The organism is Streptomyces sp. NBC_00425 (assembly GCF_036030735.1).
Classification (GTDB): Bacteria; Actinomycetota; Actinomycetes; order Streptomycetales; family Streptomycetaceae; genus Streptomyces.
Genome location: NZ_CP107928.1, coordinates 2,497,763 through 2,521,462, shown reverse-complemented (window position 1 = coordinate 2,521,462; position 23,700 = coordinate 2,497,763). Strand labels below are relative to the sequence as shown.

Sequence of the window (23,700 nt, the reverse complement as noted above, 5' to 3'; positions counted from 1 at the left end):
GCCACCGGTGCGCGCCGGTCCGCCGAGTCGGCGAGGCCGTGCCGCGTCCTGCGTCGTCCCTGTGACGCGCACCATGCGGGCGACCGGAACTCGACGGGTGTCCGCCCCGACCACTACAGGGGTACGGCGCGATTCCCGTGACGCCGTGCGACGTGACCAGGAGACGCGGTTGATGGACGAGTTCCGGCGAATTCCCCTGCGCGGCGCGGGAGCGGTCCTGCGGAGAGCGGCCCCTGTGCCCGCACTCTGCGGGTTCCTCGTGCTGCTTGTCCTGATCTTCACGGCGTCCTACGCGGTGGGTGACGGCGTCGGCCCCGTCGCCCCCGGCATGCACGGCACGGGCACCGGCACCGGCACAGGCACCGGTGGCGGTCGGGGCGACGACATGGGCGACATGGACGACATGCCGGGGGGACACGGCTGATGGGCGCCCGGCCGGGAACCGTCCTGGTGACGACCGACCTGACCGTCGGCGGCATGACCTGCGCCGCGTGCGTGAGCCGTGTCGAGAAGAAGCTCGGCAAGCTGAACGGGGTGACGGCGACCGTCAACCTGGCCACCGGGACGGCTCGCGTACGCCATCCGGCGGGCGTGGGCCCCCACGAACTCGTCGCGACCGTCGAGAAAGCCGGCTACACGGCCGCCCTGCCCGCGCCGCTCCACCGGCGGGAGCCCGCGGCCGAGGGCGGCGACGAGGGGGAGGAGACCCGGCGGGAGCGGCACCGGCTGGTGGTCACGGCCGTCCTCGCGCTGCCCGTTCTGGTGCTGTCGATGGCGCCGGGCCTGCAGTTCCGGAACTGGCAGTGGCTGTGTTTCGTGCTCGCCGCGCCCGTCGCCGTGTGGGGCGCCTGGCCCTTCCACGTGCGGGCGGTCCGTGGGCTGCGGCACGCCGCCGCGACCATGGACACGCTCGTCTCGCTGGGCGTGGCGGCGTCCTTCGCGTGGTCGTCGTACGCGCTCTTCCTCGGGGGCGCCGGCGATCCGGGGATGCGGATGCCGTTCACGCTCCTGCCGACCGCGCCGGACGGCGTCGCGCACATCTACCTCGAAGCGGCCGTCGGCGTCACGCTGTTCGTGCTCGCCGGGCGGTTCCTGGAGGCGCGGGCGCGGCACGGCACCGGGCAGGCACTGCGATCGCCGGCCCGGCCGGCGACCGGAGAGGTGTCGGTCCGTGACGAGGACGGCTCCGAACGGCTCGTCCCCGTGGAGGAGCTGACGGTGGGACAGGTCTTCCTCGTCAGACCGGGCGAGCGGGTCGCCACCGACGGGCAGGTGATGCAGGGCAGTTCGGCCGTGGACCTGTCGCTGGTCACCAGGGAGAGCGAACCCGTCGAGGTCGGACCGGGATCGGTCGTGGTCGGCGGGGCCGTCAACGCCGGCGGGCTGCTGCTCGTGCGGGCGACGGCCGTCGGCGCGGACACACAACTCGCCCGGATCACGAAGCTGGTGGAAGAGGCTCAGGCGGGGAAGGCGCGGGCGCAGCGGCCGGCGGACTCGGTGGCCGGCGCCTTCGTGCCGGTCGTGCTCGCGCTGGCGGTCAGCGCGCTCGGGTTCTGGCTGGGCGCGGGGGCCGCACCGCAGGCGGCGGTCACCGCGTGCGTCGCGGTCCTGGTCGTGGCCTGCCCGTGCGCGCTGGGCCTCGCCACCCCGACCGCGCTGATGGCCGCCACCGGCCGCGGCGCCCGACTCGGCGTCCTGGTCACCGGACCGCAGGCGCTGGAGGGGCTGCAGCACGTCGACGTCGTCGTCCTGGACAAGACCGGCACGCTCACCAGCGGCCACATGAACGTCGTCCGGGTCACCGCCGTACCGGACGGGCTCGGCGCAGACGCGGTGCTGCGGCTCGCGGCGGCCGTGGAACAGGGGTCGGAGCATCCGCTCGGACGCGCCGTCCTCGCCTGCGCCCGGCGGGAGTCGGGCGGGCGCGGGCTGCCGGAGGCGACCGGGTTCGGCGCGTTGCCGGGGCGGGGCGTGCGGGGGCGCGTCGAGGGGCGGTTGGTGGAGGTCCTCGCGCCCGACGACGATCTGCCCGACGCGCTCGCGGACGCTCTTCACAGGGCCGGGTCCGAGGCGCTCACGCCCGTGCTGGTGCGGGTGGACGGCGCGGCCGAGGCTCTGCTCGAGATCGGGGACGTCGTCCGGCCCGGCAGCTACCGTGCGGTGGAGCGGCTGCGGCGCCTGGGCGTACGGCCGGTGCTCGCCACCGGAGACCGTGAGGAGCCGGCCCGGGCCGTGGCGGAGGCGCTCGGCATCGCGGAGGTGCGGGCACGCTGCACACCCGAGGACAAGGCCGCCCTCGTACGGGAGTTGCAGGAGCAGGGGCACCGCGTCGCGGTCGTCGGCGACGGGGTGAACGACGCCGCGGCGCCGGCGGGCGCCGACCTGGGGATCGCCATGGGCGGCGGCACGGACGCGGCCGTCGGCGCCGCCGAGGTGAGTCTCGTCCGCGGCGACATGGAGGCCCTCGCCGACGCGGTCCTGCTCGCCCGGCGCACCCTGCGCACGATCCGCGTCAACCTGGTGTGGGCGTTCGGGTACAACGTCGTCACCGTCCCGCCGGCCATGGTCGGCCTGCTCACCCCGATGGCGGCGGCGGCCGCCATGTCGGCGAGCTCGGTGCTGGTCGTCGCCAACAGCCTGCGCCTGCGTACCTGGCAACCGTCGCCGCGCGTCCGGAGGAATGTTCGATGACCGGTCGGAACCCGTGGCGGCCGACCGGCCGCCGTCTCACCGACGCGCTGCTCGGCGCGCTCGCGCCGGTCGCCGCGTGCGGCCTCGCGCTCGGCGGGCTGAGCGCGTGGGCCGCCTCCGGAAACGCCGGCAGTCCGGCGCTGATCGAGGTCACCGACGGCAAGGTGCTGGTGCCCTTCGGGGCCACCCCGGTCACGGCGGCCTTCTTCCGGATCACCAACAGCGGGGGCTCCTCGGACCGTCTGCTGAAGGTGACGACGCGGGAGGCCGGCGAAGGCACACCCGTCCTGAGCCGCCATGTCATGGCCGAGGACAACTCGGCGTCCGACCGGACGGTGCACTCCGTCGCCGTCCCGGCCGGGCGGAGCCTCGCCATGTCGCCTGGCGGAGTCGACGTGATACTGCCGGCGAAGAAGGGCTGGCAGTCCGGCGACCTGGTCGCCTTCACGCTGCACTTCGAACACAGCGGGGCGGTGAGGGCCCTCGCCGTGCTGGTCCGTCCGGGCCGGGACGGCCTGTAACGCCGTGCGTGACACCGTCCGGGGCCTGTCGCTCTCCGCGGGACGAGCGGCAGGCCCCGGACGTGTGCGGGCCCGGCTGCGGCGGGCCGAGCCCGCAGCCCGCCGGCGCGGTGCGCGACGACGAGCGGTACGACCGGCCCGTCAGCCGATCGCCGTCCCCGGCAGCAGGTCCAGGGCGAGCGGCTCGGCCCCGTAGGTGACGCGCACGACGCCGTCCGGGTGGCGGTCCGCCGTGGCCGTCACCCCGAAGACGTCACGCAGCAGCGCGGGAGTCAGGACGTCCAGGACGGGCCCCGCCGCGACCACCCGGCCGCAGTGGAGCGCGACGAGGTGGTCGCACAGCCGGGCCGCCAGGTCCAGATCGTGGAGGACGGCGAGGGTGGTGATGCCGGTGGAGCGGATCAGCTCGAGGAGTTCGAAGCGGGCCCGGATGTCGAGGTGGTTGGTGAGCTCGTCGAGGACCAGGACCCTCGGGCGCTGGGCCAGGGCGCGGGCGAGCAGGACGCGCTGGCGTTCGCCGCCGGACAGGGACGCGAAGTCCCGCTCGGCCAGCGGGCGGGCGCCGCACCGGTCGAGCGCCTCCTCTACGGCCGCGCGGTCGTCGCCGCCGTCGCGGCCGAGGAGGCCGTGGTGCGGCGTACGGCCGAGGGCGACGATCTCCGAGACGCACATCCCGGCCGGACCGCCGCCGGAGTCCTGGAGGACGGCGGCCGTGCGGCGGGCGGCGTCGCGCGGCGAGAGGGTCCACACGTCGTCGCCGTCGACGCGCACCACGCCGTGCTGGGGGCGCAGGGAGCGGTAGACGGTGCGCAGCAGCGTGGACTTGCCGCTGCCGTTGGGCCCGACGAGTCCGACGACGTCGCCCGGCCGGGCCTCCAGGGCCACGTCATGGAGGATCGGGTGCCGGTCCAGGGTGATGTGGAGCTGTTCCACGGTGAGTTTCATGCGGTGTCCAGGCTCTTGTTGCGGCGCAGCAGCCACAGGAAGAAGGGTGCGCCGAACAGTGCGGTGAGGATGCCGAGGGGAAGCTCGTCGGGGCGGTCGACCGTACGGGAGAGCAGGTCGACGACCACCAGGTAGAGGGCGCCGACCAGGGCGGCCCGGGGCAGCAGCCGGCGGTGGTCGGCGCCGGTGACGAGGCGTACCAGGTGGGGGATCATCAGGCCGACGAAGCCGATGCCGCCGGCCACGGCGATGACCGTCCCGGTGAGCAGGGAGGCAAGGGCCAGCAGCAGGGCGCGCAGCCGGTGCACGTCGACACCGAGCGCGACGGCCGACTCCTCGCCGGCGAGCAGCGCGTTCAGCCGGCGTCCGAACAGCGACAGGGCCACCGTGGTGGTGACGACGACGGTCCCCACGACGGGCAGTTGACCCCACTGGGCGCCGGCCACGCTGCCCAGCATCCAGAACATGACGGTGCGCAGTTCGGTGGGCGTGGCCTGCAGCTGGAGGTAGCTGGTGGCCGCCAGGAACAGGTACCCGACGGCGACGCCCGACAGGACCAGCCGGGTGGGGGCGAGCCGCCCGCCGCGTCGTCCCAGCAGGAAGACCAGCACGACCGCGCCGACGGCGCCCACGAACGCGGCCGCCGACACGCCGAGTCCCCCGAGGGCGCCGCTGGTGAGCGTGATGACGAGGACCGCGCCGAGGGAGGCGCCGGAGGAGACGCCCAGCACGTACGGGTCGGCGAGCGGATTGGCCACGACGGCCTGCAGCACCACGCCGGAGACCGCCAGGCCCGCGCCGACCAGTGCCGCGAGGACGACGCGCGGGGTGCGGAAGTTCCAGACGATCTGGTCCACGGCCGGGTCACCGCTCGCCCCGCCGCCCCCCAGGTGGTGGAGCACGATCCGCCACACGTCGCCCAGCGGCACGCCGACCGCGCCGATGCTGATCGCCGTCATCATGACGAGGACGAGCACGACCAGCAGGGCGACCAGGACCAGCGTGGGGCTCAGCCGCGCCCGGCGTTTCAGAACGCGTCGGGATGGAGCATCCTGGCGATCTTGTCCACCGCCAGGTCGTTGCTGGGGCCGAGGTAGATCGAGTCGGACAGCACCGTGTAACGGTCGTTCTTCGCGGCCGGCCACTGGGGGAACTCCTTGAGCAGAGTGCGGGCGTACGCCGCGGGGTTGGGGTCGTTGTAGCTGATGACCACGAGCGCGTCGACCGGCTCGGCGGCGACCTTCTCCTTGCTGAGGTCGGCGAAGGAGGCGGTGGACGCGGAGGCGAAGGCGTTGCGGCCGCCGGCCTTGGCGAGGACGTCGTTCCAGATGCCGTTGGCCGCGATGGAACTGAAGTCGTTGCCGCCCATGGCCATGTTGGAGAACACCACCATGACGCCGGGCGTCTTCTCGCCCCTGACCCCGGCCGATATGGCGCCGATGCGCTTCTTCGACGCGGCGATGAGCTTCTCGGCCCGGTCGCCGACATGGAAGATCTTTCCCAGGTCGCGCAGCAGCGTGTAGCTGTCCTCGACCGTCATGCGGGAGGTGTCCTGGTCGCAGCCCTGCGGGGAGACGTAGGTGCGGGCGTCGACGGCCTTCAGGTCCTCGCGGGTCGCGAAGCCGTTCTTCGCGTCGAAGCCGTACGACGTGGTCGACAGGACGAGGTCGGGGCGCAGGCCCAGCATCGCCTCGCGGGGGATGTCGTAGGCGTCGTTCAGCTTGATGCCCCCGGTGGGCAGCGCCTTGATGGCCTTGGCCCGGCCGGCCACCTCGGACATCCCGTAGGACTGCCCGTTGACGACGATGCGGTCGCCGAGACCGAGCGCCAGCAGCGCGGAGACCTCGGCGACGGAGGCGCCGTTCATGACGACCACCCGGCTCGGCGCCCGCGTGTACGTCGTGCTCTGCCCGCAGTTCTCGATGGTCACCGGGTATCCGGCGGCAGGCGTCCCGGCGGCGGTCTGCGTCGTCGGGGAGGACGAGGCTCCGCAGGCCGCGGTGGCGAGGCAGAGAACGCCGGCCAGGCCGACGGCGACGGGCCGTTTCGTCAACATGGGTCTCCTCGGAGGGTAGGGCGGACTGCGCTTCAGTAGTCGTGGCGAAGTCCGCCCCGGTTCCCGGGAGTCAGCTCCCCGTTGCGGACGGGCAGCGTCCCGGTCTTGACGCAGTGGTCCAGGTAGCGGAACACCAGGGCGTGGTCGGCCGGCGGGCAGACGATGCCGCTGCCTTCCAGGCCGCTCCCGGGGCGAACCGCGCCGCGTCCGGGGCCGGCCGCCGCGGTAGCCGGGGGCCGGCGCGTCTCCGACGAGGTAGAGGTGCTCGCCGAGGACGACGGCCCGCATGCCGGGCAGCGCAACCCCGATCGGCACGTCGCCCGGGGAGAGCGCCGGGTCGTGCGGCGCGGCCACGGCGGCGACCACCGTCGCCTCGGTCGGACAGATCTCCACGCCCTTGGGCCGGCCGGTGGACCCCGACGTGTGGATGACGTACGCCGGATCGCCCATGGTCGCGGCGGCCGCGACCGGCGACCGGACCGCGGTGTCCGGGGCGTCGAGCAGCAGGACGGCGCGGTCCGCGAACCGGGCGGCCTGCGCGCCGGTGGTGAGGACCAGGGCGGGCTCCGCGTCCGCCAGGAGCGCCGCCGTACGGGTGTCGGGCGCGCCCGGGTCGAGGGGACAGCACGCGGCTCCGGACAGCAGGACGCCCAGGATCGCGGTGACGGCGTCGATGCCGCGCGTCTGTCCAACCCCCTGCTCCCGCCGCCGAGTCCGCGGCCTTCCGTGACTGCCGCCGACGCCCCGGAAGGGCGGCCAGCGCCGCTCGCCCTGTCCCGGCCGGCGCCCCGTGGTCCGGGGGCCCACCGTGCACCGGCGCCTGACCTGGGGCGACGCGGAAGCAGACCTCGCCCGCTGGCCGTCGGACACGTCCACTGCGTACGGGGAAGGGCGGCAGTGTCCGGTTATCGCCGTTCCGCAGTAAATGCCTGGACTGTGGACCTCCGTGGACGGGACACTTCCGGCTTCCGAACCACCGGGAGCGTGATGGGAACGACAGATACACGAGGGTCGACGCCGGGCAGGAGCGCGGTCGTTCTGGCGCTGCGCCGCTACGGCCTGGAACTGCTGCGACTACGACGGGTGGCCCTGCCCGCGCTGCTGCTGCCCGCCGTGGGCAACATCGGCATCCGCTACATCGCCCCCCTGCTGATCGCCAAACTGGCAGGGCAGGCTGCCGACGACAGCGGTCTCACCCTTGGCTCGGCACTGCCGTACGTGCTGGGCTTCGGCGCGACGCTGCTGCTCGCCGAGGCCGTGTGGCGCGTCGGCCAGCACTGCCTGAACCGTGTGGACGCCCTCGGCATGGAACACCTGTACGTCAGCGGCATGGACGAACTCCTCGCCAAGGACGCGGCGTTCTTCCACGACAACTTCGCCGGCTCCCTGACCAAACGGGTGCTGAGCTTCGGCAAGCGCTTCGAGGACTTCGTCGACACCGTCACGTACCGGATCGTGGGCAGTCTCGTCCCGCTGGTGTTCGGCGCCGTGGTGCTGTGGAGCTACGAACCGATGCTCGTCGTCGGGCTCCTCGTGATGATCGCGCTGACCGTGGCGGCCGCGACACCGCTGATCCGTCGCCGGCAGATGCTCGTCCACGACCGTGAGGCGGCGATCGCCCGGGTCTCCGGACACGTCGCCGACAGTCTCGTCAACATGGAGACCATCCGGGCGTTCGCGGCCGAGCGGCGGGAGGCCGACGAACACCGCAGCCGCGTCGCGGACTCCCGGCGTCTGACGCTGCGGTCGTGGGACTACGGAAATCTGCGCGTCGACACCCTGATCGCCCCCATGTCCGTGCTCACCAACGTGCTGGGCCTGGTGGTCGCGATCGCCTTCGGCGGCTCGGGTCAGGGAGTGGAGGAGGTCGTCGTCGCGTTCACCTACTACTCCAACGCGACCCAGATCATGTTCGAGTTCAACCAGATCTACCGGCGTCTGGAAAGCTCGATGACCGAGGCCGCGCAGTTCACCGAACTGCTGCTGGATCCGCCCACCGTGCTCGACCCGACGGAACCCGAACCGCTCGCGGCGCGGGACACCGGCGTCCGCTTCGAGGCGGTGACCTTCGCCCACGCGGGCGCGAAGCCGATCTTCCGGAAACTCGAACTGGACGTGCCCGCAGGCGCGCGGATCGGTCTGGTCGGCAGGTCCGGCGGCGGCAAGACCACACTGACCCGGCTTCTGCTGCGGATGTCGGACATCGACGGCGGACGCATCCTGATCGGAGGTCAGGACATCAGCCGGCTGCGCCAGAGCGACCTGCGCTCCCTGATCGCGTACGTTCCGCAGGAACCCGCCATGTTCCACCGCAGTCTGCGGGACAACATCGCCTTCGCCCGGCCCGGCGCCACCGACGAGGCGATCCGCGCCGCGGCCGAGGCCGCACACGTGACGGAGTTCGCCGACCAACTCCCCGAGGGGTTCGGGACCTTGGTGGGGGAGCGGGGGGTGAAACTCTCGGGCGGCCAGCGTCAGCGCGTCGCCCTCGCCAGGGCCATCCTGCGCGACGCCCCCATCCTGCTGCTCGACGAGGCGACCAGCGCGCTGGACTCGGAGAGCGAACTCCTCGTCCAGGACGCCCTGTGGCGGCTGATGGACGGACGCACCGCTCTGGTGGTCGCCCACCGTCTGAGCACCGTCGCCGGCATGGACCGGCTCGTCGTCCTCGACCGCGGAAGCGTCGTCGAGGAGGGATCCCACGAGGAGCTGCTCGCGGCGAACGGCGCCTACGCCAAGCTGTGGCAGCACCAGTCGGGCGGATTCCTCGGCGAGAGCACCGAGCCGGCCCCGGGGGACCCGGCCCCGGAAGATCCGGTCCCGGCGTCCGGCCCCGGCGGGCTTCCCGGACCTGCCGGTCCGACGCCGGACGAGGACCACAGGCCGTCGTCGCACGTGCGGACGGGCACCGGGTCCACGTGACCGGGTGCGGCGGGCGCCCTCCCGAGGCGGCGCCCGGCCCCGGAGACCTCTGACCCGGCAGGGAAGGGCGCGACGGGTTTGTCCCGCCCGACTGCTGCCCGACTGCTGCCCGACGGGCGACGACGCCGTCCGGCACGCCACGTCCGGACGTGCCCGCATGCGGGACCCGCATGCGGGAGTGGGCTCCTCCCGGCCGGGAGGAGCCCACTCCGCCGCAGGGTGCGGCCTATTCCGTGCGCAGGCCCGCAGGGCGCATCATGCGCAGCAGCGGCGGCAGGCTCAGCAGCGTGACCACGCCGACCACGGCCGCGCCCACGCCGGCCATGGCGAGCACGCTCGTCCAGTCCATCGTCACCGGTGTACGGGTCATCTTCAGCAGGACGACGCCGAGGGTCACCCCCACCGTCGTGGCCAGGACGAGGCCGAGTCCGACCGGGAGGGCCGTCTGCCACAGCACCGACATGCTCAGCGTGCGGCGCCGGGTGCCGAAGGCGACCAGCGCGGACAGCAGCTTCCGGCGCTCGCGCAGCTGCTCCAGCTGGGAGACCAGCAGACTCGCGCCGATCAGCGCCAGCACGAAGGCGGAGCCGATGAACAGACCGGTGCGGATGGAGGTGTACAGGCCGTTCTCCTGGGCCGCCGTCCACCCGAAGGTCTGTGCCAGGGGGTCGATGCGGGCGGCGACGTTGCGCACGTACTCGCGTGAGTCCGGCACCGAGGGGTCCAGGCGCAAGTAGACGCCGTCCGAGAACACCGCGGGCGCGGCCGCGGCGGGCAGGGCGGCGGGGGTGACCAGCAGACTGGTGTAGTTCAGCAGTGAGTCCTTGCGCGCGTCCACCACCCGGATGTTCGCCGGAACGGTCCAGGGCACCTCGCGGCCCCGTTCGGCGCCGTCGTACGTCGGGTCGATGTAGAGCTGCCTGCCGGACTTCAGCAGGGCGATCTGGGATGCGTTGCTGGGGTCCTCGTAGCCGGTCCGCGTTCTCGTGACGAACACGTCACCGTCCTTGCAGGAGGGCAGTGCGGCGAGTTCGCGCAGGGCGGCGCAGTCGCCGACGGTCAGGCCTTCGCTGTTCTCCGGGTTGCGACGGGAGTCCCCGTACTGGGAGCGGGCCAGGGCCACCGCGGTCCTGACGCCCTTGGCGCCGGCGAATTCGCGCTCGACGCCGGAAAGCTGCCTGGGGCCGCTGAAGTTGACCTGCATCTGGACCCGGGCGGGGTCCTGGCCGGTGTTCTCGGTGTACTGGTCCTGCGTGCCCGTGAAGAGCATCTGCAGCGCGATGGCCCCGGCCACCGCCACGGCGATGCCGTTGACCATGCGGGCGGCGGTGCCGCTGCTCAGCTGCAGCCGTCGCACGGCCAGCTGCCAGGACAGCGGGCCCCTGCCGAGCCGGACGACGACCGCCTCCACGACCCAGGGCAGCAGGGCGGTGATGCCGATCAGCAGCATCAGGACGCCGCCGATGACGAGGTACTGGTTGAAGTTCCCGTTCGTGTGGCCCTGGCCGATCATCGGGTAGAGCATCGCGAGGCCGGCCAGCGGCGGCAGCAGCCGCCACCACAGCCGGCGGCGGCGCTGCTTGGCCGCGCGCACCACACCGAGGGGTTCGACGACCACGCCGCGCATCGCGAGCAGCGTGACCAGCACCGCGGCGACCGGCACCGCCACCACGACCAGCGCGGCGAGCGCGGGAGCGGGGTCGAGGTAGCTGGGCCAGACGCTCACGCCCAGCAACTCGCTGGTGCCCAGTTTCTGCCGGCCCAGCAGGAAGAGGCCGGTGCCCACGGCCAGGCCCAGCAGGGATCCGGCCAGCGCCTCTCCCGCCGCGATCCGCCGGGTCATGCCCCGGTCGGAGCCGACCAGGCGCAGCGCGGCGAGGCGGCGGTCGCGGCGTTCGCCGCCGAAGCGGACGGCGGCCGCGATGAACACGGCGACCGGCGTCAGCAGTACGACGAACACGACCGCGATCATGAGCAGCAGCACCGGGTCGGTCTTCTCGGCCGTCGCGTCCGGTCTGCCGAACTCGGTCAGCCGCGTGACCCGGGCGGTGTCCGACAGCGTCAGCCCCGAGGCTCCCGCGTAGTAGACCAGTTCGTGCGAGCCGATCAGCCCGCGCTCGCCGATCGTGCCGGTGATCCGGTACGGCAGGCGCTCGCGCAGCAGTTGCGCGTCGTCCGAGTCGAGCAGTTTCTCGAGCGCGGGGGAGACCACCATCTCGCCCTTGCCCGGGAAGCGGTCGACCCCCGGGGGCAGCGGCGCCCGCGTGCCCTCGGGCTCGAGGAACCGGCCCCGGACGTCGTCGTCGTGCCAGGTGGTGTCGGCGTCGGCGATCAGCAGGGTGTTGTCGGCCCTGGGCGGAACATCGGGGGAGTACAAGTCGGCGTAGCGGGCGTCCTCCACGCTGCTGCGGGAGGCCATCACGTTGGGCACCGCGGTGCAGAGCAGGAGCAGGAGCACACCGAGGCCGACGCCGACCGCCGTCAGCGTCGTCCGGACCCAGCCCTCGCGGCCGCCGGTGACGGCGAACCGGGCTCCCATGGCGAGGTCTGCCGACCTGCCCCACGGCCGGCCTCCCCCCGGCTTCCCGCTCCGCCCGAGCGAAGTGACCCCCATGCGTGCGAGGCGCCCCTTGAGCGGACTCATACGGCGCGCTCCATGTCCCGGGACTTGCCGTCGCGTACGACGACCTCGCGGTCCGAGTAGGCGGCCACCCGTGCCTCGTGCGTGACGAGGACGACGGCGGCGTTGGTGGACCGGGCCGCCTCGGTGAGCAGGTCCATCACCCGTTCGCCGTTGGAGGAGTCGAGCGCGCCGGTCGGTTCGTCGGCGAACAGCACCCGGGGGCCGGTGACCAGCGCGCGTGCCACGGCGACGCGCTGGCCCTGGCCGCCGGAGACCTCGCCGGGCCGTTTGCCCAACAGGTCGTCGACCTCCAGGCGTTCCATCCAGCCGAGCGCCGCCCGCTCGGCCTCCTTGCGGGAGGTGCCGTTCAGCCTGAGCGGCAGGGCGACGTTCTCCACGCAGGTCAGTTCCGGGACGAGTTGCCCGAACTGGAACACGAAGCCGAACTCGGAGCGGCGCAGTGCGCTGCGCCCGGCGTCGCTCATCGTCGTCACCTCGCGGCCGTTGTAGGCGATCGACCCGGAGTCGGGCGGCAGGATGCCCGCGAGGCAGTGCAGCAGCGTCGACTTGCCCGAGCCGGAGGGGCCCATGACGGCGACGACCTCGCCGGGGTGGATGGAGAACGCGGCGCCGTCGAGGGCGTGGGTGGGCCCGTAGGTCTTGCGCAGGTCCCGCGCGGTGAGCAGGGAACCGGGGGGAGACGTCGTCATCGGGCTACAGCCTCACGGAGTTTGTCGAGTCGGGTGGCGGTCAGCTCCAGCCAGCGCAGGTCCGCCTCGAGGTGGAAGAGGGCGTGGTCGCAGATCAGTTGGTCCGCCAGATCGCCCTTGCGCTTGCGGTCCGTCAGGATGCGCATGCTGCGCAGGTGCTCGGAGCGCTGGGCGTCGAGGATGTCGGCGGCGTCCCGGTGGGTGAGCAGCGCGAGGACGACCTTGGTGTAGAGCGCCGACTGGAGGTACTCCTCCGGCTTCTGCGGGGTCGCGAGCCACCGCGCCACGTCGGTGATGCCGGCGTCGGTGATCGCGTAGCGCTTGCGCTCCGGGCCGGACCCGGCCTCCACGCCGTCGACCTCGACGAGGCCGTTCTTCAGCAACCGGGACATCGTCGAGTAGACCTGGCCGTAGTGCAGCGGCCGGTCGTGACCGAACGTCTCGTCGAAGGCCCGCTTCAGGTCGTAACCGTGGCGCGGGCCGGACTCCAGGAGCCCCAAAAGGGTGTGACCGATGGACATGAGACTCACTCTACACACGGTGTATACGCCGCATGTATACCTCGCGTGTATACGCGGAGTGCGCCGCGCATGACGGGGCGTACGACTCCGCAGGTGAGAGAGGTGGGCCTTCGCTCGTCACGATCCGGAAACGGACCCCGATCCCGAACCCCCCACCTCTGCACGGCCGTTGTCGGCAGACGACGGGGCATCGGGGTGATGGCAGTGTGGTCGCCCACCCGTCTTCACCCGACCGAGTGTGCCCCGGGCACGGGCGAAGGCGGGGGCTGGTCGGCGGTGACCTCAGGCTTGCCGTGGACGCCTGAAGGACAGGAGGACTTGGTGCCTCCATGTGGGTTACGGCGCTTTTGGTCTTCGGAAACTGGCAAGGGCTGCCTGGGTGCCGTGCGTCCTGGGAGCGAGGCCGCATCAAACATCGATTTCTGGATGTTTTAACAGGTCAATCAGTATATGGGGCTGTTTGGGTGTCCTAGTCGCGCCGCATGTACCGGGTGCAAGGTGCGACGCGAAAGGGGCACAGGCGTGGCTGACTGGAAGCAGATCTCTGGTGGTCTGACGACGATCTCGGTGGGGTCGCGTACTCATGTGTGGGGGGTGAACTCGCTGGGGCAGATCTACCGGTACACCGGGCACGACGCGAACCCGTGGATCGGTATCCCGGGTCGTGCGGTGGACATCGGTGTGGCCGCGGACGGAACGGTGTGGCACGTGAACTCCGCCGGTGGGATTTTCCGTTACACCGGGGACCAGGGCTCCACCGACTGGGTGGGCGTATCCGGCGGGTTGACCCGCATCTCGGTGGGGTCGCGTACTCATGTGTGGGGGGTGAACTCGCTGGGGCAGATCTACCGGTACACCGGGCACGACGCGAACCCGTGGATCGGTATCCCGGGTCGTGCGGTGGACATCGGTGTGGCCGCGGACGGAACGGTGTGGCACGTGAACTCCGCGGGCGCGATTTTCCGTTACACCGGGGACCAGGGCTCCACCGACTGGGTGGGCATCTCCGGCGGCCTGTCCCGGATCTCCGTCGGCTCCCGGACGAACGTCTGGGGCGTCAACTCCTCCGACCAGATCTACCGCTACACCGGCCACGACGCCAACCCCTGGACCGGCATCCCCGGCGCCGCGGTCGACGTCGGCGCGGCTGCCGACGGCACCGTCTGGGTCGTGAACTCCGCCGGCGGTATCTTCCGCTACACCGGAGACCAGCCGAGCTGACCTGCGTGAGTAAGTCGTGCGGGGTCCCAGTCCGCAGCGACCGGGACCCCGCACGGCGAGTGCGGTGACGGCGAACCTCGACGCCCTCCCCGGCAGCGCGGCCGCGACCTCCACTGCAACCAGGCCCGGTGCTGCTGCCGACCGGCGGGGGGAAACCGGTCGGCGGCTAGCGGGAGGCGTCGGCGGTCTTCTGCTCGTGGTGGTGCTTGAGCGCGTCACGGGCCGCGGCGACGTCGGCCGCGGCGAAGCCGCTCCAGAACGCATGGGCGACGATCAGCCCCGCGAGTTCGAGTTACCTCGCCCGCAGCGGGCGATCTCCGCCGCGTCCTCGGGATCCCAGCCAAAGGACGCGGGCCGGGACGACGGCCGCCAGGCGTTCTCGTGCGTCTCCCACGCGTCCAGCGGTTCGGCCGATCGTCCGATGTCTTGAAACGCTACGCCGCCCGCGAGGTGTTCCACCTGGTCAGGCCCACACAGTCATGACCCGCGTCATAGGGGCAGTGAGGCCCGCCAGAAACCGTTCCGACGGGGGCCTCCGTGCGGAGCGGTGAGACGCCGAAGCCGCACCGGAGCGCTCCGGCGCGGCTTCGGCGTGAGATCGGTTGCGCTCGCAGGAGTGGTTCCCGGGAGGGGTGCAGGAACGCCTGCCCGAGCAGCCGACCCGCCGCAGGAGGGCACTCCCCGGTGCGAAATACTCTCCCGATGAGTTCACGCACTTCCCCGATCAGCCAGCCGATCACGATACGGAGGGCCGTCGCGCGGGATGCCAAACGGCTCACGCGGCTCGTGCGTGGCTCAGGCGCCTACGAGGGTAAGTACGCAGCGGCAGTGGCGGGCTACCGGGTCGGTCCTGATTACATCGAGGCCCACCGCGCCTTTGTGGCCGTCGGCGCCGACGAGCATGGAGGCCGGGTCCTCGGGTTCTACTCGCTCGTCCTCGCGCCACCGGAGCTCGACCTGTTGTTCGTCGCCGACGAAGTGCAAGGACGGGGTATTGGGCGGCTGCTCGTGGCGCACATGCAGTCCGAGGCCCGTGCCGCCGGGCTCGACCGTGTCAAGGTCGTGTCGCATGTTCCCGCCGAGGACTTCTACCACCGCGTGGGTGCGGTGCGGACCGGGACCGCGTTTGCGAACCCGCCCGCGGTGCCGTGGGACCGTCCCGAATTCGAGTTCCGCATTCCACACTCATCGCGCTGATCGACGGCCTGCTCTTCTTCGTCGGGCTGGTGATCCTCGGCGTTCCCGAGGCCGCCGGACTGGGCGCCCTCGTCTTCATGGGCGCCTACATCCCCTTCGTGGGTGCGTTCCTGTCCGGCCTGGTGGCCGTACTGGTCGCCCTGGCCCAGGGCGGGACATCCACGGCGCTGTGGGCGCTCCTTGTCGTCTTGGCAGTACAGGCCGTTGAGGGGAACCTCCTGCAACCGGCCGTCCAGAGCCGCACGGTGTCCCTGCACCCGGCCACCGTGATGCTGTCCGTGGCCGCCGGCGCCGGCATCGCCGGCGTGCTCGGGGCGCTCCTGGCTGTCCCACTCTCCGCCGCGTTGAAGTGTCGATCGATTCGGGCGGGGGATCACCGCTCTGCATCGTGCCGCGTCGGTGGTGGTGAACATGCGGCGTACACCGCCGGGTGGTGCAATGGACATGGTGGCGGGGGCGCCCTTGCGCGGAACTGCACCGCAGCGAGTCCGGCCTCGTCGCAGCCGTCCCCGGTCGCGGCCGTCGGCAGACCGAACCGCTGCCAAGGCGCCTCCCCGTGGGTAGCGAACGAGGTGGACGCCCGAATCGCGGCCCCGGGGCAGGCTCGGCTACCGGGCTCGTTCGCCGTTGACCCGCTGCGCTCGGACAACGGTTGGGATCGCCACTGGACGCGGTGCCCCGCACAGTCGCGTCGGCCGTGCCCCGACCAGCAGGAGGCTCCATGCACAGGGACTCCGGGGCGCGCGGTAGCCCCGTCCAGCGTTGGTCCGCACGGCTTGCCCTCGTGGCCGGGCTCGCTGCCGTAGTGATCCTGCTCGTGTTCGCCGGCTTCAAGAGCATCGCGCTCCTGGGCGCCGGGGTGGCCGGGCTGGCCATAACAGGAGCGAGCCTGTGGTGGGCACTGACCCTGCGTGGCATCGGCAGGCTGCTCGCCTTCGCCCTGGCCGTCGTCGCCCCGCTCGCGGTGCTGGCGCTCTACGCATGGGCGGAGCTGCTGTGGGTCGTACTCGTCTCCCTTGCCCTGTGGGCCCTCGCGGTCTCCGTCGGCGTAGCGGCACTCAGCAGGGACATCGAGCCGGCCGGGCCCCCGGAGACGCGGACCGCTCCTCCCAAGCGCCCCTTCCTCATCATGAATCCACGATCAGGCGGTGGAAAGGTGGGGAAGTTCCACCTCAAGGAGAAGGCCGAGGCGCTCGACGCCGACGTCCTCCTGCTGGACACAGCTCATCAGCAGGACGTGGTCGCGCTCGCCGACAAGGCAGTCGAGGACGGCGCCGACCTTCTCGGAGTCGCGGGCGGTGACGGCACACAGGCCCTGGTCGCCGGAGTCGCTGCCAGGCACGGCATTCCCTTCATGGTGATCTCGGCCGGAACCCGCAACCACTTCGCCCTCGACCTCGGTCTGGACCGGGACGACCCGTCGACCTGCCTGGACGCGCTCACCGACGGCGTCGAACTCCGCGTCGACCTCGGTTTCATCGGTGATCGAGCCTTTGTCAACAACGCGTCCTTCGGCACCTACGCGGCCGTGGTGCAGAGTCCCGCCTACCGCGACGACAAGGTCCGCACCATCCTCCAGACGCTTCCCGACCTGCTGACCCACCGACGCGGTCCCCGTCTGGCCGTCCGCACCGCTGACATGGCCATCGGCGGACCCCAGGCCGTGCTCGTCAGCAACAACCCCTACCGGACGGGCGACCTCGCCGGCCTCGGACGCCGTGAGGTCCTGGATTCAGGCGCCCTCGGCGTCCTGGGCGTCAATGTCGACAACGCAGCGCAGGCAGCCGAGTTGCTCGCGGGGAGGAACGCACCGGGCCTCACCAGCCTGACCGCCCAGGAGGTCGTCATCGATGCGGACGAGCCCGAGATCGAGGCCGGGGTCGACGGTGAGGCACTGACCCTGCCGACGCCCGTACGATGCACGATCCACCCCCGGGCCCTGCACGTACGGGTACCACGCCACCGCCCTGGCGTGCCCCGGACGAGGGCACCCATGGACTGGCGGCGGCTACGGAAGCTGGCCCTGAGCTGAGACTGGGTCTGAGAGGCCGTCGTCCTTCCGGACGTCATCGATGGGTTTTCACCGGCCAGGCGTGAATTTGCGTGTGCGTGGTGTCCAGCACGAGTCGATCGGTCGATCCACCTGTTGGGGATGACGCGGAGGTGGTCGATGGATCGAAGGTAGAGAAACCTGTCATAGGCCCGTCTGCCAACGCTCCCGGCTGACCGGCCTACAACGAGGTCGGCGGCTGCGCGCCGAACAGGAGGTGGTGGTCAGCCCGAGGTCCCCGGCACGACTCAGGGCGTTTTCGTAGCGGACCGCTTCGCGCTCTTGCTCCTGCTGGTGCCCGCGCTGCTCCGACCGGGCTTGGCTGGCGCGTTCTTCCGCCCCGTGGCTTTGCCGGTGCCTGCGACCGTCCGCGATGGCGCTGTCCGGGTCGATGCGGTCGGCCACTTGAACTCGATCTCCAGCTCGATCTCCCCATCGCCGATCTCGACCTCTATCTCGCTGCGAAGGTCGTCGGGGATCCGCAGCCTCAGCGTTCCGGGGCTGAGTTCCAGTTCGGCATCCCCACCCTCCCGCAGCGCTGCTGCGAGTGCCATGAGCTGGTCAGCCGCCTCAAGGCGTGACAGCGAGCGCTTCTGCTCAAACTTGAGGTCCTTCATGGGTGTCTCCGATCCGCCGGAAAGAGTGGATAACACCCATTCTGGTGTCACGGACGGTATGGGACATCCTCACGGCCGGGCGAAGAGCCGGAACGCCCTACGACGTAGACCTCGTTCGCAAGCTCGAAGGGCAGGCCCGAACGGGGGGCAGGTTCATCGAACGAGACGCCCGTCTCCTCGTCGGTCGTGTGATCTCCCGGCGAGAGGGCGTGGGGACACGGCATCCCGCACGTCTCGCTTCCGAGCGTCAGGAGGCTTGACCGCCTGCCACAGCCTCCGCAAGACCTTCCGACACGCCGGGGCCCGCCCTGGCCGGCCGACCAACTGGGTCTCCCCAATCTGCTCGCGGGCCCTACCTGCCGGACGCTGATGACAAGTGCTGGTGGGCGACGGCGATCGATCCACCGTTCGCGGCCGACGGTGGGTCGCTTGCTCGTTACTCACCCGTGTTCCTAGCGGTGGATCTCCTCGGGGGGCTGTGCGCCGGAGGCGCCTCCCGGTTGTCGGCGCCGGCTGACAGCACCCATGATGATCTTGATCGCGAGCCCGAGGATGACGAGATCAGCGATCATCTGCCCGGTGACCACGAGCCGAGCCGCCTCGCTCTTGGCCGTGACGTCGCCGAACCCGACCGTCGCGAAGACGGTGACGGCGAAGTACAACCCGTCGGTGTGCGTCAGCGGCCCGCCGCCGCCCGGCCTCGACGCCGGTGTCGGCTCCGATGGTGTTCACCGGCTTCGGCGTGCTCATCGGGCCCATCGGGCTGGACGTTCTCGACCTGGGCCATGACGCAGCCCCGGTCCTGACGTTGATCGAGGCCGCCCTGGCCCTCCTGCTCTTCACCGACTCGATGACGGTGCGGCGACGCGACCTGCGCACGGGCGGCTTCCTGCCCCTGCGTCTGCTGGCGATCGGCCTGCCGCTGAGCATCGGATTGGGGTGGCTGCTGGCGTGGCCCCTGCTTCCGGGCCTGACCCTCTGGGAATTCGCGCTGCTCGGCGCGCTTCTCGCCCCCACCGATGCGGCGCTCGGCAAGACCGCCAGGTCCAGCCCGCGTGTCCCGCCTCTCGTGCGCAACGGGCGGGTCGTCGCGGCCACCATCGGCCTCAGCATTCTGCTGCACGGCATGTCGGCCCCGTATTTCGCCGACCTCTACGGGAACTGGTACGACGCCGCGAAGACCACCACCCCCGACCTGCGCGAGGCCCAGGACACGTCGGAAGGCTTCGGCAAACAGCACGGCGGCTCACGACGCCTGCGCTGACCGGGCGGGATCTGTCGGCGCGGTTCGCCACCGGCAACCCGGGTCGGCCCGGTCCTGCGTCCGGCCGGACTACCACCGGCCTGCCCGCCCTCAGGCGCCAGGCCCGGATGAGTTCTAGGGTTGAGGGAGATCCCGGGGGCGCGGAAATCCGTTTCCTCCGCCTGCCTCCCCCACTCGGGCCCTGAAACAGACCAGGAGGGCATGCGACATGTCCACTGCATCGGAAACCCCTGTCCTGGACACCCTCGCCGCCATGACCGTCGACTCGATCGAGCGATGCGGGCTGACCCCGGACATGCTCCTGCTCACGCGCATCGCGGCACTCGCCGCCTCGGACGCCCCGCCGATCTCCTACGCGGCCCATATCGACCCCGCCCTCAAGACCGGTATGACCGCCGACCAGCTGCAGGACGTCCTGGTCGCCATCGCACCCATCGTGGGCACCGCCCGCGTCATGACCGCGGCAGGCAACATCGCCGCGGCACTCGGCATCGCCATCGCAGTCGCCGACGCCGAGATCGAGGCCCAGGGCTGAGAGCGGACGCCCGCCCGGCATCGATGATCCACGCGGCAGACCTCGGGCAGAAGGCGACAGAGCTGCCCTTCCGCCCGAGGTTTTCCGTGCCGGGGCTCCAAGCGGCCGCAGGACCAGGCAGGAGGGCCTTGGATGACCCAGAACGCGACCACGGCGATGCGCGCGGCACCCCACACCACGCCCCAGGAACGCGCTGCTCTCGGCAAGGAGGCACGGCGCCGCTCACCGCGCTCGGGACATGCCGAGTACAAACCGTCCCCCGACCGGCCGGACCCGCTGGCAATCCTTCAGGCGCAGTCCGCAGCGCGGGTGCCCGAACTCGTCCCGATCCGCTACGGCCGGATGATGGAGGCCCCGTTCCGCTTCTACCGGGGCGCCGCCGCGATCATGGCGTCCGACCTGGCCGACAGCCCGACCTCGGGACTCACGGCCCAACTGTGCGGGGACGCACACATGCTGAACTTCCGTCTGCTCGCATCACCGGAGCGACAGTTGATGTTCGACATCAACGACTTCGACGAGACACTGCCGGGCCCCTGGGAGTGGGACGTCAAACGGCTCTCGGCAAGTCTCGTGATCGCGGGCCGGGCGAACGGCTTCGACGACGACGAGCGCGCCCGCATCGTGAGCTCCACGGTCCGCTCCTACCGCGAGGCGATGATCCGCTTCGCCGGCACGGGCAACCTGGACGTCTGGTACGCGAAGATCGACGCGGACCTCCTGGAGACCCTGGCCACGGGCCGACTCCACGGAACGAAGCGCGGCCAGAAGAACCTGGCCCGCGCCATGGCGAAGGCCCGTACCCGCGACAGCCTGCAGGCCTTCGACAAGCTCACCGAGACGGTCGACGGCGAGCCGAGGATCGCGGCGGATCCCCCGCTGCTCATCCCGGTCGGCGACCTGCTGCCGGACGTCGAACGCAGTTCCCTGGAGCGCCAGTTCCGCGGCCTCATCGAACGGTACGGCCGCACGCTCGCCTCCGACCGGCGCACCCTCCTGGAGGACTACCGCCTCGCGGACGTCGCCCGCAAGGTGGTCGGCGTCGGCAGCGTCGGCACCCGATGCTGGATCTTCCTCCTGCTCGGCCGGAGCGACCAGGACCCGCTCTTCCTCCAGGCCAAGGAGGCCGACACCTCCGTACTGGCCGCACACGTCGGCACGAGCCGCTACCGCAACCAGGGCGAACGGGTCGTCTCGGGCCAACGGCTGATGCAGGCCGCGAGCGACATCTTCCTCGGCTGGGAACGGGTGGACGGCATCGACGGCAAACAGCGCGACTTCTACGTCCGCCAGCTGCGGGACTGGAAGGGCATCGCCATGCCGGAGAGGATGGGGCCGAAGGACATGCAGGCGTTCGGCGAGCTGTGCGGAGTCACCCTGGCTCGCGCGCACGCCCGGTCCGGCGATCGCATCGCGATCGCCGCCTACCTGGGCAGCGGCGACTCCTTCGACCGCGCACTCGCCACCTTCGCCGAGGCATACGCCGACCAGAACGAGCGCGACCACCAAGCCCTGGTCGACGCCGTGCACGCAGGCCGGCTCCCCGCGGAGGAACTGCCGGCCGCCTGACCCGGGAGAGGACGCCCACCTTGCTCGGCTGCTCGTCGGAGATCCGGGAAATCCTGATGCCGTGCAGCCTGCGGCCGGGGCGGCGGGCGGCGCTGCCGCTGGGCCACCCACTGCGTATCCACCCGAATGCCCGCACGTTGGTGCCCTGCCTCGTGGCGCACGCAGCCGTGGAGAAGCCGCACCGGTCGTGGAGCAACCTGAACGAAGGTGTCGGTCTGTGTGCCGTATGACGATCGGCCGGAGTCGGATCCGGGATGTCCCTAGGACTGGGACTGAACATGCTCAGTGTTTGTGGGTGGGGATGCTGTGACGGGCGGGAGGATGGGTGGGTGCTGTCCCGGGTCCGCGGTCTGACTCATGATTCGCCTGACCAGAGTGTCTGAGTCACACAGTGTCGGCCGTTGGCCGGGGATGGTGCGTTGCCGGTGCCGGGCCGGCGGGGCGTGTCCCGACAGGGGCCTGCCGATCAGTTGTGGCGTCCTCACGATTCTGACCGCCCGACGCGGCCCGGTGCCGGCAACGCGACGCGCTATCGGACCGGAAAGGGGACGGGTGTGTCCAGTTCGACTCCGTCCAGTACGCCGCCTGCTCCGCAGACCCGTAGCGCCGTCGCCCTGCGGGGGAGGCGGTGCTGGGAGCGGATACGCGATCGGGCCAGGAAGTGGGGAGCCGTGAGGCGGCCAGGGAGGTCTTCCACCTGGTCAAACAGCCACAGCCAGGACCCCGCTCATAGGGGCTGTCGTGACAGATGAGAGGCTCAGGCGGGTGAGCGAGACACCGATGAACACCCTGCAATACCGCTTTGACGGGCCAGAAGACGCTCCGGTTCTGATCCTGGGTCCCTCACTGGGCACCACATGGCACAGGTTGGAAATGCCGTCCATGCCGGTCCAGTGAGAGCATGCGGGTCCACGAAAGGCCAGGTCAGAGCGTAGAGGATCGATGGTGGCGATCCAGTCCGTGACACATTTGTGAGACGCGAAGGCAAGAGGGGCACGGTTCGCGGCGACCGGCTGCGTCTGGGCTTCGGACCGGTACCCCCACCCCGACTTGCATCTGACGTTGGCGTCAGGTTTTAGCGTGGCTGCTGTTGGCGTTCCGCAGCTCCCTGCGGACATCCCCCTTGCCACCAAAGATCTTCCGTGCCTGCTGTGAGCGGGTGCGACCGACAGCAGGAGTACTCATGCGCGCAGCCGTTTACCGTTCGCTCGGCGGCCCGGACGTGGTCGAGGTCGCCGAGGTCGCCAAGCCTGTTCCCGGCTTGAGTGAGGTTCGTATCAAGGTTCAGGCGGCCGCGCTCAACCCGGCCGATGCGGCGGCCTGGGTCGGGGGCTATTACCCGGCTCCGCCGGAGGGGGTCGCCTATGGCCTCGGCTGGGATGTAGCCGGCGTTGTCGACGCCGTCGGCCCGGGTACCCCCTGGACGCCCGGGCAGCCTGCCATCGCGTTCAGTTACGGCTTGCCCCTGGGGCTGAACCGGGGGCAGGCCGAGTACATCGTGGTTCCTGCCCATGCGATCGCGGCGGCGCCGGGGGGTGTCGACCCCGTCCACGCCTCCACCATCCCCCTCAACGGGCTGACCGCTGCCCAGTCCGTCGAACTGCTCGGTATCCAGGCCGGCCAGAGCGTGCTCATCACCGGCGCGGAGGGGGCGGTCGGCGGTTACGCGGTGCAGCTCGCGAAGCGACGGGGAGCGGTGGTCATCGCGACCGACCTCTCGCCCGACGGCGAGTTCGCGAGCAAGGTGGCGGGTGCCGACGTGTACGTGTCGGCGTCGCAGCCGCTGGTCGAGACGGTCCGCACGGTTCGTCCCGAGGGAGTCGATGCCGTTCTGGACACGGCCAGGCTGGGGCAGGCAGTCATCGGGGCGGTGGCGGACGGCGGCAGGTTCGTGACCACACGGCTCGACGCCCTGCCCCAGGCCGAGCGGGGCATCCGGGTGCTGCTGACGCAGGTCGGCCCGGACGGAGCGATGCTTTCGACACTGTCCGACCTGGCCGCGGCGGGAGACCTGGCGTTGCGCGTGGCGGAGACGTACCCTCTGGAGGAGGTCGCGAAGGCTTACGCGCACATGATCAGGGGTGGGTTCCAGGGGCGTGTGGTCCTCACCATGGAGTGAGCGCGAGGCCCTTTCGTACGGCTGGGACATGGCCGGCCGGGGCGGGCCCGTTCGGTGATGAGGTTCTCGGTGAACCGGAGGGCGCGTCGCCCTCGTTCATGCATCGTGGCAGGACCTCCCGGACGAGCCTGCTCGACGG

Annotated in this window: 19 protein-coding genes and 2 pseudogenes; 12 read left to right on the top strand and 9 right to left on the bottom strand. The window is 71.3% G+C overall.

The window, feature by feature from the left end; all coding sequences use genetic code 11:
* The first annotated feature begins 172 nt into the window (after nucleotides 1-172).
* Genes OHS82_RS10540 through OHS82_RS10530 form a run of 3 tightly spaced genes read left to right on the top strand, consistent with a single transcriptional unit; the run spans nucleotide 173 to nucleotide 3,212 of the window.
* Entirely contained in the window at nucleotides 173-424 is a 252-nt protein-coding gene (locus tag OHS82_RS10540) for a hypothetical protein (RefSeq protein WP_328436048.1), read from the top strand.
* Nucleotides 424-2,691: a heavy metal translocating P-type ATPase gene (locus tag OHS82_RS10535; protein WP_057576121.1), complete on the top strand. Its 2,268-nt coding sequence runs from the start codon at nucleotides 424-426 to the stop codon at nucleotides 2,689-2,691. Before OHS82_RS10540 ends, OHS82_RS10535 begins: the two co-directional genes overlap by 1 nt.
* Entirely contained in the window at nucleotides 2,688-3,212 is a 525-nt protein-coding gene (locus OHS82_RS10530) for a copper chaperone PCu(A)C (protein ID WP_057576124.1), read from the top strand. The genes OHS82_RS10535 and OHS82_RS10530 overlap by 4 nt, the downstream gene beginning before the upstream one ends.
* Nucleotides 3,213-3,353: 141 nt before the next feature.
* On the opposite strand, the gene OHS82_RS10525 is transcribed toward OHS82_RS10530, so the two are convergent.
* The 4 genes and pseudogenes from OHS82_RS10525 to OHS82_RS10510 form a co-directional block, all read right to left on the bottom strand.
* Entirely contained in the window at nucleotides 3,354-4,157 is an 804-nt protein-coding gene (locus OHS82_RS10525; protein ID WP_057576126.1) for an ABC transporter ATP-binding protein, read from the bottom strand.
* The gene (locus OHS82_RS10520) at nucleotides 4,154-5,119 is read right to left on the bottom strand and encodes a FecCD family ABC transporter permease (protein WP_057576269.1); all 966 of its coding nucleotides are present in this window, start codon (nucleotides 5,117-5,119) and stop codon (nucleotides 4,154-4,156) included. Before OHS82_RS10520 ends, OHS82_RS10525 begins: the two co-directional genes overlap by 4 nt.
* Before the next feature lie 65 nt (nucleotides 5,120-5,184).
* A complete protein-coding gene (locus OHS82_RS10515; RefSeq protein WP_057576127.1) occupies nucleotides 5,185-6,213 on the bottom strand; it encodes an ABC transporter substrate-binding protein in 1,029 nt (342 codons plus the stop codon).
* 444 nt (nucleotides 6,214-6,657) lie between these two features.
* A pseudogene (locus OHS82_RS10510) lies at nucleotides 6,658-7,020 on the bottom strand (hypothetical protein); the annotation flags it as partial.
* Between the two features lie 180 nt (nucleotides 7,021-7,200).
* Here OHS82_RS10510 and OHS82_RS10505 point away from each other — a divergent pair.
* Nucleotides 7,201-9,135, top strand: a complete 1,935-nt coding sequence (locus OHS82_RS10505) for an ABC transporter ATP-binding protein (RefSeq protein ID WP_057576129.1) — start codon at nucleotides 7,201-7,203, stop codon at nucleotides 9,133-9,135.
* Nucleotides 9,136-9,361: 226 nt separating this feature from the next.
* On the opposite strand, the gene OHS82_RS10500 is transcribed toward OHS82_RS10505, so the two are convergent.
* From OHS82_RS10500 to OHS82_RS10490, 3 genes are all read right to left on the bottom strand, one after another.
* The gene (locus OHS82_RS10500; protein ID WP_107105128.1) at nucleotides 9,362-11,674 is read right to left on the bottom strand and encodes an ABC transporter permease; all 2,313 of its coding nucleotides are present in this window, start codon (nucleotides 11,672-11,674) and stop codon (nucleotides 9,362-9,364) included.
* A gap of 101 nt (nucleotides 11,675-11,775) precedes the next feature.
* Complete coding sequence (locus OHS82_RS10495) at nucleotides 11,776-12,468, bottom strand: ABC transporter ATP-binding protein (protein ID WP_057576133.1); 693 nt, start codon at nucleotides 12,466-12,468, stop codon at nucleotides 11,776-11,778.
* Nucleotides 12,465-12,989, bottom strand: coding sequence for a PadR family transcriptional regulator (locus tag OHS82_RS10490; protein WP_328433755.1), 525 nt, complete (start codon nucleotides 12,987-12,989; stop codon nucleotides 12,465-12,467). The genes OHS82_RS10495 and OHS82_RS10490 overlap by 4 nt, the downstream gene beginning before the upstream one ends.
* A 522-nt stretch (nucleotides 12,990-13,511) precedes the next feature.
* Here OHS82_RS10490 and OHS82_RS10485 point away from each other — a divergent pair.
* The 4 genes and pseudogenes from OHS82_RS10485 (at nucleotide 13,512) to OHS82_RS10470 (ending at nucleotide 17,439) form a co-directional block, all read left to right on the top strand.
* Nucleotides 13,512-14,210, top strand: a complete 699-nt coding sequence (locus tag OHS82_RS10485; RefSeq protein WP_328433754.1) for a tectonin domain-containing protein — start codon at nucleotides 13,512-13,514, stop codon at nucleotides 14,208-14,210.
* Nucleotides 14,211-14,912: 702 nt separating this feature from the next.
* Nucleotides 14,913-15,407, top strand: a complete 495-nt coding sequence (locus OHS82_RS10480; protein WP_057576138.1) for a GNAT family N-acetyltransferase — start codon at nucleotides 14,913-14,915, stop codon at nucleotides 15,405-15,407.
* A pseudogene (locus OHS82_RS43500) lies at nucleotides 15,389-15,751 on the top strand (AI-2E family transporter); the annotation flags it as partial. The gene OHS82_RS10480 and the pseudogene OHS82_RS43500, both read left to right, overlap by 19 nt.
* A 377-nt stretch (nucleotides 15,752-16,128) precedes the next feature.
* Nucleotides 16,129-17,439 carry a diacylglycerol/lipid kinase family protein gene (locus OHS82_RS10470; protein ID WP_328433752.1) on the top strand — a complete coding sequence of 437 codons (1,311 nt, stop codon included), beginning with the start codon at nucleotides 16,129-16,131 and terminating at the stop codon, nucleotides 17,437-17,439.
* 266 nt (nucleotides 17,440-17,705) lie between these two features.
* Here the strand turns inward: OHS82_RS10470 and OHS82_RS10465 are convergent, their stop codons facing one another.
* Together OHS82_RS10465 and OHS82_RS10460 are read right to left on the bottom strand one after the other, a co-directional pair.
* The gene (locus OHS82_RS10465; protein WP_328433751.1) at nucleotides 17,706-18,074 is read right to left on the bottom strand and encodes an amphi-Trp domain-containing protein; all 369 of its coding nucleotides are present in this window, start codon (nucleotides 18,072-18,074) and stop codon (nucleotides 17,706-17,708) included.
* A gap of 452 nt (nucleotides 18,075-18,526) precedes the next feature.
* On the bottom strand, nucleotides 18,527-18,736 hold the full coding sequence (locus tag OHS82_RS10460; protein ID WP_057576145.1) for a potassium channel family protein: 210 nt from the start codon (nucleotides 18,734-18,736) through the stop codon (nucleotides 18,527-18,529).
* Nucleotides 18,737-18,795: 59 nt separating this feature from the next.
* Here OHS82_RS10460 and OHS82_RS10455 point away from each other — a divergent pair, with 59 nt between their 5' ends.
* From OHS82_RS10455 to OHS82_RS10440, 4 genes are all read left to right on the top strand, one after another.
* On the top strand, nucleotides 18,796-19,338 hold the full coding sequence (locus tag OHS82_RS10455) for a cation:proton antiporter domain-containing protein (protein ID WP_107105130.1): 543 nt from the start codon (nucleotides 18,796-18,798) through the stop codon (nucleotides 19,336-19,338).
* A 208-nt stretch (nucleotides 19,339-19,546) separates the two neighbouring features.
* Nucleotides 19,547-19,873 (top strand): carboxymuconolactone decarboxylase family protein, encoded by a 327-nt coding sequence (locus OHS82_RS10450; RefSeq protein WP_057576146.1) that lies wholly within the window; start codon nucleotides 19,547-19,549, stop codon nucleotides 19,871-19,873.
* 132 nt (nucleotides 19,874-20,005) lie between these two features.
* Entirely contained in the window at nucleotides 20,006-21,442 is a 1,437-nt protein-coding gene (locus OHS82_RS10445) for a DUF2252 domain-containing protein (RefSeq protein WP_057576147.1), read from the top strand.
* Between the two features lie 1,183 nt (nucleotides 21,443-22,625).
* Nucleotides 22,626-23,561, top strand: coding sequence for an NADP-dependent oxidoreductase (locus OHS82_RS10440; RefSeq protein WP_328433750.1), 936 nt, complete (start codon nucleotides 22,626-22,628; stop codon nucleotides 23,559-23,561).
* The last annotated feature ends 139 nt before the right edge of the window (nucleotides 23,562-23,700 follow it).